This window comes from Alkalihalobacterium sp. APHAB7 (assembly GCF_048323755.1).
Classification (GTDB): domain Bacteria; phylum Bacillota; class Bacilli; order Bacillales; family Bacillaceae_F; genus Alkalihalobacterium.
On the sequence record NZ_JBLWFS010000003.1, the window covers coordinates 18,715 to 34,858 of the forward strand.

At 36.4% G+C, this 16,144-nt stretch carries 17 protein-coding genes; 11 read left to right on the forward strand and 6 right to left on the reverse strand.

What is annotated here, in order from left to right; genetic code table 11:
- Nucleotides 1-2 precede the first annotated feature (2 nt).
- The 3 genes from ACNSTQ_RS04120 to lpdA all read left to right on the forward strand — a co-directional run bounded on the left by ACNSTQ_RS04120 (nucleotide 3) and on the right by lpdA (nucleotide 3,852).
- On the forward strand, nucleotides 3-980 hold the full coding sequence (locus ACNSTQ_RS04120; protein WP_418198585.1) for an alpha-ketoacid dehydrogenase subunit beta: 978 nt from the start codon (nucleotides 3-5) through the stop codon (nucleotides 978-980).
- Nucleotides 981-1,136: 156 nt separating this feature from the next.
- Entirely contained in the window at nucleotides 1,137-2,438 is a 1,302-nt protein-coding gene (locus ACNSTQ_RS04125; protein WP_418198586.1) for a dihydrolipoamide acetyltransferase family protein, read from the forward strand.
- A 4-nt stretch (nucleotides 2,439-2,442) separates the two neighbouring features.
- On the forward strand, nucleotides 2,443-3,852 hold the full coding sequence (lpdA, locus tag ACNSTQ_RS04130) for a dihydrolipoyl dehydrogenase (protein WP_418198587.1): 1,410 nt from the start codon (nucleotides 2,443-2,445) through the stop codon (nucleotides 3,850-3,852).
- A gap of 80 nt (nucleotides 3,853-3,932) precedes the next feature.
- Here the strand turns inward: lpdA and ACNSTQ_RS04135 are convergent, their stop codons facing one another.
- The 3 genes from ACNSTQ_RS04135 to ACNSTQ_RS04145 form a co-directional block, all read right to left on the reverse strand.
- A complete protein-coding gene (locus ACNSTQ_RS04135) occupies nucleotides 3,933-4,337 on the reverse strand; it encodes a hypothetical protein (protein WP_418198588.1) in 405 nt (134 codons plus the stop codon).
- Nucleotides 4,338-4,478: 141 nt separating this feature from the next.
- On the reverse strand, nucleotides 4,479-6,095 hold the full coding sequence (locus ACNSTQ_RS04140; protein ID WP_418198589.1) for a glycine betaine uptake BCCT transporter: 1,617 nt from the start codon (nucleotides 6,093-6,095) through the stop codon (nucleotides 4,479-4,481).
- Nucleotides 6,096-6,183: 88 nt separating this feature from the next.
- On the reverse strand, nucleotides 6,184-7,236 hold the full coding sequence (locus ACNSTQ_RS04145) for an FUSC family protein (protein ID WP_418198590.1): 1,053 nt from the start codon (nucleotides 7,234-7,236) through the stop codon (nucleotides 6,184-6,186).
- Between the two features lie 161 nt (nucleotides 7,237-7,397).
- Here ACNSTQ_RS04145 and ACNSTQ_RS04150 point away from each other — a divergent pair, with 161 nt between their 5' ends.
- Both ACNSTQ_RS04150 and ACNSTQ_RS04155 read left to right on the forward strand, forming a co-directional pair.
- Complete coding sequence (locus ACNSTQ_RS04150) at nucleotides 7,398-8,255, forward strand: polysaccharide deacetylase family protein (RefSeq protein ID WP_418198591.1); 858 nt, start codon at nucleotides 7,398-7,400, stop codon at nucleotides 8,253-8,255.
- 190 nt (nucleotides 8,256-8,445) lie between these two features.
- Nucleotides 8,446-9,525 (forward strand): M23 family metallopeptidase, encoded by a 1,080-nt coding sequence (locus ACNSTQ_RS04155; RefSeq protein WP_418198592.1) that lies wholly within the window; start codon nucleotides 8,446-8,448, stop codon nucleotides 9,523-9,525.
- Nucleotides 9,526-9,556: 31 nt separating this feature from the next.
- On the opposite strand, the gene ACNSTQ_RS04160 is transcribed toward ACNSTQ_RS04155, so the two are convergent.
- Nucleotides 9,557-9,994, reverse strand: coding sequence for a DUF1885 family protein (locus ACNSTQ_RS04160; protein ID WP_418198593.1), 438 nt, complete (start codon nucleotides 9,992-9,994; stop codon nucleotides 9,557-9,559).
- A gap of 323 nt (nucleotides 9,995-10,317) precedes the next feature.
- Here ACNSTQ_RS04160 and ACNSTQ_RS04165 point away from each other — a divergent pair, with 323 nt between their 5' ends.
- The 3 genes from ACNSTQ_RS04165 to ACNSTQ_RS04175 all read left to right on the forward strand — a co-directional run bounded on the left by ACNSTQ_RS04165 (nucleotide 10,318) and on the right by ACNSTQ_RS04175 (nucleotide 11,637).
- The gene (locus ACNSTQ_RS04165) at nucleotides 10,318-10,755 is read left to right on the forward strand and encodes a hypothetical protein (RefSeq protein WP_418198594.1); all 438 of its coding nucleotides are present in this window, start codon (nucleotides 10,318-10,320) and stop codon (nucleotides 10,753-10,755) included.
- A gap of 196 nt (nucleotides 10,756-10,951) precedes the next feature.
- Nucleotides 10,952-11,248, forward strand: a complete 297-nt coding sequence (locus tag ACNSTQ_RS04170; protein ID WP_418198595.1) for a DUF3055 domain-containing protein — start codon at nucleotides 10,952-10,954, stop codon at nucleotides 11,246-11,248.
- A gap of 251 nt (nucleotides 11,249-11,499) precedes the next feature.
- Complete coding sequence (locus ACNSTQ_RS04175) at nucleotides 11,500-11,637, forward strand: GapA-binding peptide SR1P (RefSeq protein WP_418198596.1); 138 nt, start codon at nucleotides 11,500-11,502, stop codon at nucleotides 11,635-11,637.
- Between the two features lie 128 nt (nucleotides 11,638-11,765).
- On the opposite strand, the gene ACNSTQ_RS04180 is transcribed toward ACNSTQ_RS04175, so the two are convergent.
- A complete protein-coding gene (locus tag ACNSTQ_RS04180) occupies nucleotides 11,766-13,241 on the reverse strand; it encodes an aminotransferase class I/II-fold pyridoxal phosphate-dependent enzyme (RefSeq protein ID WP_418198597.1) in 1,476 nt (491 codons plus the stop codon).
- 235 nt (nucleotides 13,242-13,476) lie between these two features.
- Between ACNSTQ_RS04180 and ACNSTQ_RS04185 the strand changes: the two genes are divergently transcribed.
- Both ACNSTQ_RS04185 and ACNSTQ_RS04190 read left to right on the forward strand, forming a co-directional pair.
- Nucleotides 13,477-14,463, forward strand: coding sequence for an NAD(P)H-dependent flavin oxidoreductase (locus ACNSTQ_RS04185; protein WP_418198844.1), 987 nt, complete (start codon nucleotides 13,477-13,479; stop codon nucleotides 14,461-14,463).
- Between the two features lie 25 nt (nucleotides 14,464-14,488).
- Nucleotides 14,489-14,752: a UPF0223 family protein gene (locus ACNSTQ_RS04190; protein WP_418198598.1), complete on the forward strand. Its 264-nt coding sequence runs from the start codon at nucleotides 14,489-14,491 to the stop codon at nucleotides 14,750-14,752.
- Between the two features lie 108 nt (nucleotides 14,753-14,860).
- Here ACNSTQ_RS04190 and ACNSTQ_RS04195 read toward each other — a convergent pair whose 3' ends face one another.
- Nucleotides 14,861-15,487, reverse strand: a complete 627-nt coding sequence (locus ACNSTQ_RS04195) for a YktB family protein (protein WP_418198599.1) — start codon at nucleotides 15,485-15,487, stop codon at nucleotides 14,861-14,863.
- A gap of 168 nt (nucleotides 15,488-15,655) precedes the next feature.
- On the opposite strand from ACNSTQ_RS04195, the gene ACNSTQ_RS04200 reads away from it, so the two are divergent.
- Complete coding sequence (locus ACNSTQ_RS04200) at nucleotides 15,656-15,844, forward strand: hypothetical protein (protein WP_418198600.1); 189 nt, start codon at nucleotides 15,656-15,658, stop codon at nucleotides 15,842-15,844.
- Nucleotides 15,845-16,144: the final 300 nt, after the last annotated feature.

Here is a 16,144-nt window from a genome sequence, read left to right on the forward strand (position 1 = left end):
CCATGGCGCAAATGACGATGATTCAAGCCATTACGGACGCAATGCGTAATGAGCTTAAAAGAGATGAGAATGTCCTCGTATTTGGAGAAGACGTCGGAAAAAACGGTGGAGTATTCCGTGCTACTGATGGATTACAAGCCGAGTTCGGTGAAGAGCGCGTATTCGATACTCCATTAGCTGAATCTGGTATCGGTGGATTAGCAATTGGATTAGGTCTAACAGGTTTCCGTCCTGTAATGGAAATTCAATTCTTCGGATTCGTATTTGAGGTATTTGACTCAGTAGCAGCTCAAATGGCTCGTATGCGTTACCGTTCTGGAGGTAAGTACAATTCACCAATTACCGTACGTTCACCATTAGGTGGAGGGGTAAAAACACCAGAATTACATGCGGATAATTTAGAGGGATTAGTAGCTCAAACTCCAGGTCTTAAAGTCGTTTATCCTTCAACACCTTATGATGCAAAAGGATTATTAATTTCATCAATTCGAGATAATGACCCAGTTATTTTCCTTGAGCATATGAAATTATATCGTTCATTCCGTGGAGAAGTGCCTGAAGAAGAGTATACTATTCCACTTGGTAAAGCAGACGTAAAACGTGAAGGTAAAGATATTTCAATCATTACATATGGTGCAATGGTTCACTCTTCACTAAAAGCTGCAGAAGAACTTGAAAAAGAAGGTATCGATGCAGAAATCATTGACCTTCGTACTGTGAGTCCATTGGATATCGATACAATTATTGCTTCGATTGAAAAAACAAATCGTGCAATTGTTGTACAAGAAGCTCAAAAACAAGCTGGAGTTGCTGCAAATGTTATGGCTGAGATTACAGAGCGTGCAATCCTTCATTTGGAAGCACCGGTATTACGTGTAACAGCACCTGATACAGTGTATCCGTTCGCTGCAGCGGAAGATGTTTGGCTACCAGACTATAAAGGCATTATTGAGAAAGCGAAGCAAGTCGTTAACTTTTAATGAGTAGTACTGAAAAAGAAGTCGGACAGGTTTCTTTTTCAGTCTTTTTTCACGATTTTTATCCTAAATATTAGGTCACATATTGAACCGTCTAATTTTAATTAGCTTGTGACTGAAAAACAGTCAAAATTAACGGACAAAAAGGAGGCGCTTTTCGTGGCATTTGAATTCAAACTTCCTGATATCGGTGAAGGTATCCATGAAGGTGAAGTTGTTAAATGGTTTGTTAAACCAGGTGACGAAGTAAAAGAAGATGATATTTTACTTGAAGTACAAAACGATAAAGCTGTTGTTGAAATCCCATCACCAGTTGAAGGTAAAATCTTGGATCTTAAAGTAAGCGAAGGAACTGTTGCTGTTGTAGGTGATGTTCTTGTAACGATCGATTATGATGGTGAAGCTCCTCAATCAGCGCACGGCGATCATGAAGAGGAAGCTCCTGCACCTGCAAAAGAAGTGAAAGCTGAAGAAGCGAAAGAGGCAGCACCTGTTGCTACTGAAACGGAAGTGGATGAAAACCGTCGTGTCGTTGCTATGCCATCTGTACGTAAATATGCTCGTGAAAATGGCGTGAACATTCGTGCTGTTCAAGGAACAGGAACGAATGGGCGAATTGTAAGAGAAGATATTGATCGATATTTGGCGGGTGGTCAAACAGAAACAACAGCTGTTGAAGAGCAAGTAGAAGCATCTACTGAAGAAGCAGCAAAAGCACCGCAAGCTCCAAAAACAACACCTGTTGCTATTCCTGAAGGTGCTAATGAAGAAAGAGTTCCACTTAAAGGAATCCGTAAAGCAATTGCAAAAGCAATGGTTAATTCTAAGCATACTGCACCGCATGTAACGCATATGGATGAAATTGATGTAACTGCACTAGTTGCACACCGTAAGCAGTATAAAGAATCTGCTGCTGAGCAAGGCGTAAAATTAACATACTTACCTTATGTAGTTAAAGCTTTAACGGCGGCTTTACGTAAATATCCTGCTTTAAATGCATCAATTGATGATGTAAATGAAGAGATTGTTTATAAAAACTACTTTAATATCGGAATTGCAGCTGATACAGAGCAAGGCTTAGTTGTACCGGTAGTTAAAGATGCTGATCGCAAATCGATCTATACAATTGCAGCGGAGATTAGTGAATTAGCTGTAAAAGCTCGTGATGGAAAGTTAAGTCCGAATGAAATGAAAGGTGGAACATGCACAATCTCAAACTTAGGTTCGGCACGTGGTGCATGGTTTACACCTGTTATAAATCATCCGGAGGTTGCGATCTTAGGAATTGGTCGTATTGAAGAAAAAGCTGTTGTTAAAAATGGCGAAATTGTAGCTGCTCCAGTACTGAACTTATCAATTAGTTATGACCACCGTCTAATTGATGGAGTAACAGCACAAAATGCTTTAAATCACGTAAAACGTTTATTAAACGACCCACAATTGTTATTAATGGAGGGATAAACAAATGGTAGTTGGAGATTTCGCAACAGAAGTAGATACTCTCGTCATTGGTTCAGGCCCTGGCGGTTATGTAGCAGCTATTCGTGCTGCACAACTAGGACAGAAAGTAACAATCGTTGAAAAGGGCAACCTCGGTGGAGTTTGTTTAAACGTCGGTTGTATTCCTTCAAAAGCTTTAATTCAAGCCGGTCACCGTTATCATGATGCTAACTCATCAGAAAATATGGGGATTACGGTTGATAAAGTAAACTTAGACTTTACAAAAATGCAAGAGTGGAAATCGTCTGTTGTAAATAAATTAACAGGTGGCGTTGAAGGGCTTTTAAAAGGAAATAAGATTGAGATTGTTAAAGGTGAAGCTTATTTCGCGGATAAAGATTCCGTTCGTATTATGGACGATAAACAAGCTCAAACTTACAAATTTAAAAATTGTATTATTGCAACAGGTTCTCGTCCAATTGAAATTCCTGCTTTCAAGTTCAGTAAGCGTATTTTAAGTTCAACAGGCGCGCTTAACTTAACAGAACTTCCTAAGAAGTTAATTGTTATCGGTGGGGGTTACATTGGTATAGAGCTAGGTGCAGCCTATTCTAATCTTGGTTCAGAAGTTGTTGTACTAGAAGGTGGAAAGCAAATTTTACCAGGCTTCGAAAAACAAATGAGTCAACTTGTAACTAAACGTATGAAAAAGAACGGTGTAGAATTCTACCTAGAAGCATTAGCGCAAGGTGTAGAAGAGACAGAAAATGGTGTTACAGTCACAGCTGAAGTAAAAGGTGAGACAAAAACATTTGAAGCGGATTACGTATTAGTAACAGTCGGTCGTCGTCCAAACACGGAGGAAATTGGTCTAGAACAAATTGGTGTTGAAATTGACGAACGCGGGTTCATTAAGGTAGATAAACAGTGCAAAACATCTGTCGAAGGGATCTATGCTATTGGTGATATTGTCCCTGGACCAATGCTTGCTCATAAAGCATCGTATGAAGCTAAAGTGGCAGCGGAAGTTATTGCAGGACACCCTGCAGAAATAGATTATTTAGCTATTCCTGCTGTTGTATTCTCAGGTCCGGAACTTGCAACTGTCGGTTTGAATGAAAAAGAAGCAAAAGAGGAAGGGTATGATGTAGTAGTATCCAAATTCCCATTTGCAGCTAATGGCCGTGCATTATCAATGGATGAGACAGATGGTTTCATGAAAATGGTAACACGTAAAGAAGATGGTTTAGTTCTAGGTGTACAAATTGCTGGAGCGAATGCATCTGACATGATCTCAGAAGCGTGTGTTGCAATTGAGGCTGGTATGACAGCTGAAGATATTGCATTAACAATTCACGCACATCCATCATTAGGTGAAATCACGATGGAGACTGCTGAAGTTGCTCTTGGTATGCCAATTCACATTGCAAAATAATTTAAATATCTCCCCTGATATATAAAGAAGAGGCTGACTTCATGTCGGCCTCTTTGTATTTGTAAAGGTTAATAAACAATTTAATGTTGATGATAAGATAATTCTGGGTTATTGATTTTTAAAGTGGTAGTAAGTAAATTAATAATTTCCTCTTTGGAATGTTTTCCTTCAATTACTAAACGAACATCGTCACCGCTAAGTACCATTAAAGTTGGGTATGTATTTACATTATAATAACGAATAACGTTCCGCTCACTAGCGTATACAATTTGAAATGGGAAGTGGTGCTCTGGAAATAATCTTTGCATCTCTAATAAAGCATCGTAGAAACTTGCTTCTTCCAAAATTGACTCTTCATTTGAAAACAGCACAGTCATGTATTCCGTATTATCTGTCGCTAGTGGATTAGTAGTTGCTTCTGATGACCAACACCCTGTAGTAATTAAAAAGGTCGATAAGAGCAAGTAAGATAAATGATGTCTCATCCTTTGACCTCACTTCCTATAAAGGATAATTAATTGATATTATTTTACCATGCCATTATATGGTTGTACGTGAAGTAACATAAATGTAATGAAATAGAAAAATAATGATAAAAAGACGGTTACATATAACCGTCTTTTTCTTTATTCTTCATTCTTTTTTTTATCAAGTTCGCTTACTTTCTTCTTTAATGCAACAATTTCTTCTTTAAGCTTTAACTTTTCTTCACGCAATCTTAATTTCTCATCCTTCATACGTAACTTATCTTGGTAAAGTATCGGTTTTTCTTGGCGTAATGATTTCATTAACGAAATAATCATAAAGATCATTATAACGGCAAAAGGTAGTGCAGCGATGATAGAAGCGGTTTGTAATGCACCTAAGCCACCGGAAACTAATAAAACTGCAGCGGCTGCAGACTGGACTAATCCCCATACAAACTTAACTGAATTTGCCGGGTTTAAATTTCCATTTGTCGTTTGCATGCCAAGTACGAATGTGGCTGAGTCAGCAGATGTTATAAAGAAGGAACTGATTAATAAAATTGCAATTGTAGACATGATGATGCTCAATGGGAATTGGTCTAACACTGCAAATAGAGCAAGTTCCATTCCTTGTTCTTCAATAATGTTCATAATGCCTATATCGCTATGAAGATCAAGAGAGATAGCAGTTCCTCCAAATACAGAAAACCATAAAGCACCAAAAATCGTAGGAACTAGTAATACCCCAATTACGAATTCACGAATTGTACGCCCTTTAGATACCCGAGCAATAAATGTCCCAACAAATGGTGCCCATGCAATCCACCAAGCCCAATAAAAAATTGTCCAACCTTGCACCCAATTTGTTTCAGGGTTATACGGGTCAATTCTAAAACTCATGCCCGCAACGTTTTGAAGATAACTTCCTAATGTTTGAGTAAATACCCCCATGATATATGTAGTGGGTCCTAAGAATAATAAAAATAGCATTAAGCCTATAGCTAAATAAATATTTGTTTTGCTCAAGATACGTATACCTTTATTTAAACCAGTTTGGGAAGACAGCATGTAGAGAACGGTAATAATTGAGATAATAACTAATTGTGTCCATATAGTATTGTTTACACCAGGAATAATGTGCGAAGCACCACCAGAAATTTGCAATGTTCCAAACCCGAGTGATGTTGCAACCCCAAAGATAGTGGCAAAAACTACAATGACGTTTATCGTCGTTCCGATTGGTCCATTAACTCGGTCACCAAGAAGAGGTTTGAAAGCTGCACTAATTACCCCAGGTGCATCTTTTCTAAATTGAAAATAAGCAAGAATTAACGCAACGATTGCATAAATGGCCCAAGGATGTAGACCCCAATGGAAGAACGCATAACGCATCGCTTGACTTGCTGCTTGATAGGAATCTAGGTTTGGATTTGGTGGGTAATAAAAGTGATACATGGGTTCGGCAACACCCCAGAAGACAAGTCCAATCCCCATACCTGCTGTAAATAAAAAGGAGAACCAAGTTAAATAATTGTATTCGGGACGATCCTCAGGTTTTCCTAAGCGAATCCTACCATAAGGACTAAAAATAAGATAAATTGCAAAAATTAGAAATCCTGTTGTGGCTAATAAATAAAACCAACCAAATTTTTCTGTAATAAAACTTTGAATTGTTGCGGTAGTTCCATCTAAATTGTTTGGAGCAATGACGCCCCAAAGAATGAAGGCTATTGCAATAAATAATGAAATAGTAAAAACGGGTGTTAATTTTTTCAAGATATCAAACTCCTTCATATTTCCTATAAAGTTTTCCAACTAACATTACCATACCCTAATTCTTTATACATATAACATGATGCATGTACTAATCGTACTGTACTCTTGGAGGAAATACATAGCTGGGATAAGATTGCTCAGTTAGAGAATATTGTCTTTCTTTTTCTGTTAGATCTGCTAATTCGATTGTTAGTTGTTGGATAATAGATAGTTCATAAAAAACGCGTTGAACAAACTGAAGTTCATCATTGTTAATAGGTCCAATATATTGTAAGTTTTCCTTATTTTTGTTTATCCATTCATAATGACTATCCTGCATTTGATGTAACGGATCTTTATAGATTTCAGCAAGAGAAGTAATTGACTTTTTTAATAGGACCCATTCAAACTCTGAGAAATGACTTCTCTTTATTTGTTGGTAGGTTAAGTTTCCGATCCTTAAATTAATTTGTTCGATAAAATGCAACTTTTTAATTAAGTATTGAAAAGATCGAAATTCATTTTCTTCAAAATTACGGTATTTCCATTCATCGGTCTGAAACTGAGTGAACTGATAGATCTTTTCTATTTGTTGTGATAGTGGTCTATACGTTACAGAAGGATGTTCCTCTGTAGAGTTATCAATAAGTAACATTAACTTATTTGCAGCTTCCGTATAAAGTGTTTCTATTTGTTGAACAACGATTGGACCAAACTTAGGCGGTAAAATCACATAATTTACACAGGTTGATACAATAATCCCGATTGAAGTACCAGATAATCTAAAAATAAAATCGTGTAACATACTATCTGTTGTGCCAGGTATCATTGCCACTGCTGTTAAAGTAGCAACGAGTGTACCCGTATCTAGCTTTAGGCGAGCGCATGCAATAATCGTTAACATGGCTACTAATGAATACGTTAATGCTGATTGACCTAGGAAAAAATCAATTAAGACAGCAAAAAGAGCACCTACAGCCGCTGCTGGTAGGCGAACTAGTCCCTTTTTTAGTGAATCTGCAGCAGTTGGTTCGGTTGTAACAATTGCAGTAATAATAGCAAAAACAACAGGTAAATCAAGTAACTTACAAATAACAGCTGTAACAAATACTGAAAGTCCCGTTTTGATGACTCTACGACCAACCCATTTTGTATTTTTCATTAAACCACCTTCTTAGCCGACTATCCATCTATAGTATTGGATTGCAATTTATTAGATATACAAACAAAAGGTGTATTTAAAAAAATATTTTGCTAATATATTCACTAGTAGAAGTTGTCTTTGGACAGTCAAATCTATTTTAAAGTTAGGTTGGTGGGTATATGAAATGGTTCGTTGTTTTATTTTGTAGTTTCCTTATATTAATGACTGGATGTAATTCTGAAAGTACTGAGAAGGATCATGCGGCGATTGAGGAGGATGAAGCATATATAGTTGAAGCTCCAGAAGAGGACATAGACGAAAAAAATGTTTTTGAAAAGCATCTAGAAGAAGAGAATAGTCATGAAACAGTTGAAATTGAACAAGTTGAACAAATAGAACAGACTGTCGTACCGCAGTATACGTTAAACGAAACAAATTTTCTTATTCAACCTAAAAATGAAGGTGTTAATGAGCAAGTTGTCCTCTTAACGATTGATGATGCTCCCGATCAATACGGAGCTGAGATGGCTCAAATTCTTTTTGATTTGGATGCAAACGCCATTTTCTTCGTGAATGGTATTTTTATTAATAAAAATGATGGGAAAGAACAATTAAAAAAGATACATGAATTAGGTTTTGAAATAGGTAATCATACAATGAGCCATAAGAATTTGAGCAAACTGTCTGCAGAAGAACAAAGGAAAGAAATTGTGGAATTAAATGACCTGATTGAAGAAATAATTGGCGAGCGGCCACGTTTTTTTAGAGCCCCGTACGGTGTGAATACGGACATATCCAAACAAGTAGTTGAGGAAGAAGGAATGCAATGGATGAACTGGACATATGGTTATGATTACTTTGAACAATATACGAATGCCAAAGCTTTAGCAGATATTATGGTGAATGCTCCAGAGTTAATGAATGGTGCCAATCTATTAATGCATGACAGAAAATGGACAAAGGAAGCCTTAGAGGATATTGTGATTGGATTAAGGAACAAAGGGTATGAAATTGTCGATCCTAAAGAAATTCAGTAAATCAGAATAAAATGTAAAAAAAGCGTCTAGGCTGATATGTAGCTTAGACGCTTTTTTAGTTGACGAGGGTATGTAACTTACCAATTACTAGCAAGATAAATAAATGTTGTATTTTGTAGAACCTTGTCATATTTGTATAGAAAAGATACAATAACTATGAAAATTGATTTATACCTTCGAGAAAGTAGAGATGAAGATGTACAAAAGAAAAATAATTAGTTTGGTATTGTTGTTCTTATTAGTCCTAACTGCATGTCAATCTGGAGAAAAAGAATTTGGAGAAATGGCTAATAAGAAAACAAATGAACAACCTGCTAACGTAGTTCAATTACCAATAGAAATAACACCAAATGAAGCAAGATTTTCGGTGGTTGATTTAGCTTCTGAAATGAATGGGTCTTATGAATATGATCCGATCCACCGTACACTAAGTTTGACTATAGATGATGATCATTTCTACTTAATAGAAGGTGTACCTGTTCTAGAGAGAAATGGTGAGTACTTAGCTGAAAATGATATATATTTGATCATTGAAGATGATCAACCTTATTTACCTTCATCTTTTCTAGAATTAGGACTCGGTATGAGTACAACCTATACAAAAGAGGCTATATCGTTTGAGTGGTACGGTCCTGTTGAAAAAGTAGGAGGGCCACCGAAAGATTTCAATTTTGAGTCATGGAATGCTGATCAGATGATTGAATACCTTTCATTTCTTAAGAAGCCAATACAAGGAGCTCAGGTGAGTACGATACCTAGTCATTTGCCTGGTGCAAAGCGTCTGTATCGTAATGGATATCACGAAGGGTTAGACTGGTATGACTTTGCTTCTGGCGGAGATATTAGTTTTGATACTCCAATCTATGGAATGTCAAAAGGTATCGTTGTACGAGCGGATCATAATTATGAAGAATACGGTTCTCCCGAAGTGAGGAATACAGATTTGAAGTTTACTTCTAGTTTAGGTGAAACTCCTGAATATATTTTTGATAGGTTACGCGGCAGGCAAGTGTGGGTGCAATATCCGAATGGGGTTATGAGTCGGTTTGCTCATTTATCTGATATCCCAGAAGATATTCGAGTCGGGCAAGAAATTGATGAAAATACGATTATTGGTTACGTTGGGAATTCTGGGACGAGTGGTGCAGTTAATCAAGATTCAACAGAATTGCATTTGCATCAGGACCTACTAATATATGGTGAGTTATTCTGGAAGCCTTTAGATCAAGATGAGGTATTAACTGTACTTAAAAGTATTTTCAAAGAATAAAATGAAGATAAGCACAGGCAGTCGCCTGTGCTTATCTTTTATAGAAATACATAACTCTTCCATTAAATAAATGAACTTCGGCTTGTAACTTCTTTCCTAAGAACTTACAGAATTCATTTGCCTTCCCTTTATCTCCATGTGTCGCACCTTCAGGAAGAATAACTTGTATGTATGATTGTAACGTCTCATTTCCTTCAGTATCTTCAAGTGTTTCTTGGCCTACCCCGAAAACTACATATTTGTATCTTGTTGACGTTCCATTACTTTTCAAATAAAACCAGTTGCCGTCACTGTCTGGAACATCAGATATTACATATGGAAAAGCGGCTTCGCCATAACCCCAATCTAATTGATCTCCAGTTTTAGTCGTGATTGTTTGATAGTACTTGAAAATATCCTTCAATTCTTCTAAAGTTATTTCTTGTTGTGTCGACTTTTTCACTAGCTTTATGTATGCGTGGTCGGACATAGACATCTACTCCCAACTTTAAAACGTTTTCAATTCCCCTTATATCTTAGCATTAGTCATGAAAGCTGACAACATAATTAAAATTAGGATAAAGGAACGAAGGTATTAGGAATCATTTTCTTGTATTATAAATAATATAATTAAAATGTACGAATTTATAGTTAAAATTGTATATATTGGTATACTAAGTTTAAATATAGAGAAAATTTTACTGACGTGGATACGATCTTAAAAGGAAGATTAGTTAAGGGTTTCAGTTTTAACAATACTTTATAGTGCCAAATAAAATGAAAATACCGTCATACAAAAATGGGGGAAGCAATATGGATAAGTCAGCATTCTTAGATGAACTTCGACTTGAGGTGGGGCTTGTTTCAGAGTACGCCAACTCAAAAAATGAATTTTTAAATGGGATTATACAAGTGTTTGGGAAGTATATAAAACAAGGGTTTAGTACTGGTATATATAAATCACAGGATTGTTTTTTTAAACTGATTGCAAGTGTAGGGGATGAAGCTTACAATCCTATAGAACCTTTTGGTGAAGGGCAATTAAGTATATGTGCGATCAGAGGACGGATTTCAACAATAGATCTAGAACAATCGATTCGTCTATTAGCTCCATTTTATGAGGGGCATCATTTAATTGGGATCATCGTATTTAGTTTACCGAAAATTGAATATGAGGTAACCGAAGAGGATATGATCTTCGTTCGCGAAGTTTGTAGGCATATAGAGCTAAATCAAAGTCATTTTAGTTAATAATAAAAGATTAATTTTCACAATATTTACACAATTTAGTCTGATAGTCTGTTGATTAATCATCGTTAAGAAGTTATAATAATATTATCAGAAAATTTAAACTTCACTTTATTATAGACATAACAATAAATAAAAAGACGTCTCCTTTTTGTTTATTGTTGTCAATATATGAATTAAATTATTGGAGGTGGACTAAATGAATTTGTTTGAGCGTTTATACGACGAGCAAGAAAATGTGAAGGTGCAATTTATTGGGTTTACTACTGACGATGTTCGTTATGATTTTGGCATTGTCTATACAAACATGTTCTTTGGTAAACCTCTTGTGGTCTGCATGCAAACAGGCCGTTCGGCACTACTCTGTGCTGACGATGTAAGGAATGTGGATCATATTCAAAAAGTTTTTCATATTCGATCTGCTAAAGAGGCAGAGGATCTTGCAACGTTCTTTGAAAAGACCTTGCCGACAATGCCGCTGGAGCCACAATACTAATACTCAACTAAATGAATATACTAAGTTCAACAAGAGGCTGATACTATATTCAGCCTCTTGTTTATTTAATGTGTACTATTTGTAGAAAGAAGTGTTATGCAGAACATATAATACGCAAATTAAGGAAAAAAAGAAATTAATGTGTTATACAATTTAATATTGACATTATTAATGTGACATATTATTATAAGTACATAGAGATTAGAAAGCGTTTTCAGATATAAATAACCAATAATAAAAAGACAAGGGAGATGGAAATTGTGGGGATTATCGTATGTCAAACTTGTAACACAACAATTGAACATTTCGAAGGCGAAAAGGTTACGACGTTATATGCAAAGTGCTCAGGTTGTGAAAAGTGTAAAGAGACAGCTAGTAAACTAAAATAATTTATGATGGGAACTCCTTTATAGGAGTTCCTTTTTCTGTTTGGTTATTGAATGACGGAGTCAGTTAACATGAAAAAATCCCTAACCTAGACAGGTTGGGGATTTTTTGAATTTCATAAACGTTGTTGTTATCGAATGGGTCGTCTTTCTTTAATTACACGAATTTTTTTAAATGTTGAATCTTCTGGGCCTTGAACTGGTAAACCTGCATTTAAATTTTCTTCAATATAATTAATGTTTTCTTCAGTAATAACTTCTCCTGGAATAAGGATAGGAATACCTGGAGGATAGACCATTACAAATTCAGCAATAATCCTTCCAGCCGAATAATCAAAAGAAATTACTTCCGTATCAGAATAAAAGGCATCACGAGGTGACAAAGCAAGAGTTGGACTATTAGGAACATAAACAGACGCTGTTTCACGTGCTTCAATTTTATCTCGGTGTAGATCAGAAAGCTGACGTAAAGCGTTAACTAATGCAGTTGTTTCTTTTTCTGAATCGCCAAATGTAATAATACAAAGGATATTGTATAAATCTGATAGCTCGACTTCAATATTATGCTTCTCACGTAAATAGACTTCAACTTCATACCCTGTAATTCCTAAATCCTTAATTGAAATAATTAATTTTGTAGGGTCGTAATCATATGCTGCTTTCGAACCTAATATTTCTTTTCCTACACAATACAGACCCGGAATCATATTGATGGCGTCACGTGTTCGCTGAGCTAATTGAATAGAGTTGTCGATCATTTTCGTTCCAACAGTCGCCAATTGTTTTCGGGCAACATCAAGAGAAGATAGGAGTAAATAAGACGTTGATGTAGTTGTTAACATACTTATGATTGCTTGAACTCGTTTTGGGGACACGAGCCCTTCTCTAACATTTAAAACGGAACTTTGTGTCATTGACCCGCCAAGTTTGTGGACGCTTGTAGCTGCCATATCTGCACCTGCTTGCATTGCAGATAATGGTAGTTCATCATGGAAATGAATGTGAACCCCGTGAGCCTCATCAACTAATACAGGTATATTAGCTTGATGTGCAATTTCTACAATTTCTTTTAAGTTAGCAGAAACCCCAAAGTATGTTGGGTTAATAACGAGTAAACCTTTTGCATCAGGATGTTGCTCAATTGCTTTTTTTACAGATTCAGTAGTTATGCCGTGCGAAATTCCTAGATTTTGATCAATTTCAGGATGTATAAAAATTGGATATGCACCTGAAAAAATAATCGCAGACATAATGGATTTGTGGACGTTTCTAGGCACGATAATTTTATCGCCAGGACCACAAACACTCATAATCATAGTCATAATTGCACCGCTTGTTCCTTGAACGGAAAAGAAAGTATGATCTGCCCCAAATGCTTCAGCGGCTAGTGTTTGCGCTTCTTTTATGATGCCGTGAGGGTGATGCAGGTCATCGAGTGGGCCGATATTAATTAGGTCTATGGATAAGGCATTTTCACCGATAAACTCTCTAAATTCAGGATCTATCCCATTTCCTTTTTTATGACCAGGAATATGAAATTGAATAGGGTCTTTTTTTGCATGTTCTTTTACGCCGGTATACAGCGGAGTTAAGCGTTGTTGCGACAACCGATTCACCTCTTCTACTTTCTAATTGCAAGTTGTCACCCTTGCACATAAAACAAGATTGAGTATATCAAAAATTAAGTGAAAAGCAATGAAAATTTTTACTTTTTTCGACATTGATAAATCCTTGGTGGCTGTAGGGTTTTCTAAAGCTCTTGTCGAATAAATAAGAGACCGCTTTCATTGAAATTTATGGTGCACTATACTTTATCATTTATTAGTGTGGTTAATGAAAGCAATGATATGCAATGTAAGGAGGAATATCATGAATTGGGAAACAAGAGTAACAAAAATGTTGAGCATTAAATATCCTATCATTCAAGGTGGTTTAGCTTACTTAGCTTATTCAGATTTGGCAGCAGCAGTTTCAAATGCAGGTGGTTTAGGACAAATTACAGCAATGTCTCTAAGTACACCTGAAGAATTGAGAAAAGAAATTCAAGCTGTAAAGAAGAAAACCAATAAACCTTTTGGTGTTAACTACGCGATTGGTCAACATGGAAGACCGTTTGAACATATGTTAGAAGTTGCTATAGAGGAAGAAGTTCCTGTTATCACGATGACAGGTGGAAATCCTGCCCCCATTTTTGATATGCTAAAAGGAGTGAATACGAAGAAACTTGTTCTCGTTGCTGCGAGAAGACAAGCTGAAAAAGCAGAAGAACTTGGTGCAGATGCTGTAATGGTTGTTGGCCAAGAAGGTGGAGGGCACTTAGGTAGAGCCGATACAGGTACGATGGTGTTAATTCCTCAAGTTGCAGAGTCTGTTACAATTCCGGTAATAGCTTCTGGTGGCATTGGTGACGGGAAAGGTTTAATGGCAGCTCTTGCTTTAGGAGCTGAAGGGATAGAGATGGGTACACGCTTTATTGCAACAAAGGAATGTGTCCATGCGCATCATACTTATAAGCAAAAATTAGTTGAGGCGAGTGAAGCAGATACAGTGGTGATTAAGCGCTCAATCGGCGCTCCTGCCCGCGCCATCAAAAATGAATGGACTGAAAAAATACTCCAAGTTGAAGAAGAAACTCCGACCTATGAAGCATTGAAAAACTTAATTAGCGGAGTAGCTAATAAAAAGTATATCTATGAAGGAAAAGAGTCTGAAGGTTTTGGTTGGGCTGGACAAGTAATGGGGAGAATTAAAGATATCCCTTCTGTACAGGATCTATTCGAACAAATGATTAATGAAGGGGAAAACATTAGAACGACTTGGAGTAAATAACCTTATAAAGGTGGAATAAGAACATATGAACATGCCAATTTCATTAGATTGGAGTAAAAAAGAGGTAATAGATGTAATGGCTTTTTTTCAAGCAGTTCAAGAAGCTCATGGTAGTGGGGTAGAGCGGGCTAAGTTGTTATCATTATATCGTCGTTTTAAGGAAATTGTTCCTTCAAAGAGTGAAGAGAAACAATTATTTAAGCAATTTGACGAGGAAGCAGGAGTGTCCTGTTATCATGCGGTCAAAAAAGCGCGTGAAGACGAACAGGCTCAAAAAATAAAGATGTAGGAAAGAAAAGCGCAAGCACGCGTTTAGCGAATCCTCGCTTGCGCTAGACATCTACACATTTTTTAAATTTCTAAAAAAAGGCAAGCGAAGGGTTTCGCTTGCCTTTTCTTAATTGTGGATCGGACTAGTTAATCGATAAAGTGGAGCTAAGGTTGTGAATGTTTCATCGATCCGTTTAATTAATTCTGCCCCGTTTGAAACAATTGGGTCATTTCGATCAATATGTATCCCACATAAAATTTCTGCTTTTTTTACGTCACGAAGGCGCTCAAATAAAGCTTCCAAGTCTGCTTCCTGATGGGATGTCGCTTCAGGTTTTGTGTGATCACCAGACCATACAAAATGAGAAGGTATTTGTTGCTTAATCGTATTCATTTGAGACAATAATTGCTCTGCAAATTGTTGCTTAATTGGACATTCATATATGACAGCGAACCAAACAAATAAATGGGTTTCAAACAATCCAATTTGAAAATGAGGAAGCATTTTATATCCGCGGTTACTATTAGCAATAGCGACCCAAGTATCTTTTGGTGGGTTAACCTTTCTTCTAGCATGTTTGGCTACATGGTAATACATCTCATCACCAACTAAAGATGAAAGTGTTGGAGCAAAGTGATGACCTAACTCCTCTAGTTTAGGGCGTATTTTTCCTTTTAGTTGATCCATACGTGGCTCTAATCCTTCAACTGTAAATACGTTAAAGTCTTCTTCTGTAAATCCATTAAATGACATAAAAATCACCTTCAATTTTATTTTTAATTAGTTTACCACAAATATTAAATAGGTTGTGCCATTTTGCTGTGTACTCACATATGCTATAATACAAAACAATAATCTGAATATTCGGTTAAGTAATTTTGGACAGAGTTTAAATTAGGAATATAAGGGGTGTGAGTTTCTATGGAACAAGTCATTCAAGCCTTCAAGAGAAGGGATGCCGAACTAAGAATCCCAGTCCTTCGTCTAGAAATTGATTATGAACTAGCAACTCTACACGATGCTATGTTAGCAGAAGACTTAGAAGCTATGAACAGATGTAAGAGGAAGTTGAAGAGATTAAGTCAAGAGTTAATATTATTAGAAGTTTAAATACTTTTACGGTGCGGAGATATTTCCGCACTTTTTTATTTAGACTCTTTTCTAAAATAATGTTGCTTTTAGCTATTGGACCGTAACCAAGCGAAAGCTTAGTTCTTCACGCTTTAGCGTGAAGCTTTTGAATATAAATCAGCCAGATGGATAAATGAATTTATCCATTAGGGCTGATTTATATTCAAAAAACGATCCAATAGCAAGAAAGTTTACGAAAACAGCCTTATTTTAAGTGTATGACAAAGCTATGTTTACAAACTGTTAATTTTGGACTTGCCGTATGATATGGTACTTAAT

Coding starts and splice junctions, on each gene's coding strand:
- ACNSTQ_RS04150 (WP_418198591.1), top strand. CDS start 7,398: ATGAAATGGTTCGTTGTTTTATTTTGTAGTTTCCTTATATTAATGACT.
- ACNSTQ_RS04190 (WP_418198598.1), top strand. CDS start 14,489: ATGAACATGCCAATTTCATTAGATTGGAGTAAAAAAGAGGTAATAGAT.
- ACNSTQ_RS04170 (WP_418198595.1), top strand. CDS start 10,952: ATGAATTTGTTTGAGCGTTTATACGACGAGCAAGAAAATGTGAAGGTG.
- lpdA (WP_418198587.1), top strand. CDS start 2,443: ATGGTAGTTGGAGATTTCGCAACAGAAGTAGATACTCTCGTCATTGGT.
- ACNSTQ_RS04145 (WP_418198590.1), bottom strand. CDS start 7,236: ATGAAAAATACAAAATGGGTTGGTCGTAGAGTCATCAAAACGGGACTT.
- ACNSTQ_RS04195 (WP_418198599.1), bottom strand. CDS start 15,487: ATGTCATTTAATGGATTTACAGAAGAAGACTTTAACGTATTTACAGTT.
- ACNSTQ_RS04200 (WP_418198600.1), top strand. CDS start 15,656: ATGGAACAAGTCATTCAAGCCTTCAAGAGAAGGGATGCCGAACTAAGA.
- ACNSTQ_RS04185 (WP_418198844.1), top strand. CDS start 13,477: ATGATATGCAATGTAAGGAGGAATATCATGAATTGGGAAACAAGAGTA.
- ACNSTQ_RS04175 (WP_418198596.1), top strand. CDS start 11,500: ATGGAAATTGTGGGGATTATCGTATGTCAAACTTGTAACACAACAATT.
- ACNSTQ_RS04135 (WP_418198588.1), bottom strand. CDS start 4,337: ATGAGACATCATTTATCTTACTTGCTCTTATCGACCTTTTTAATTACT.
- ACNSTQ_RS04120 (WP_418198585.1), top strand. CDS start 3: ATGGCGCAAATGACGATGATTCAAGCCATTACGGACGCAATGCGTAAT.
- ACNSTQ_RS04160 (WP_418198593.1), bottom strand. CDS start 9,994: ATGTCCGACCACGCATACATAAAGCTAGTGAAAAAGTCGACACAACAA.
- ACNSTQ_RS04165 (WP_418198594.1), top strand. CDS start 10,318: ATGGATAAGTCAGCATTCTTAGATGAACTTCGACTTGAGGTGGGGCTT.
- ACNSTQ_RS04155 (WP_418198592.1), top strand. CDS start 8,446: ATGAAGATGTACAAAAGAAAAATAATTAGTTTGGTATTGTTGTTCTTA.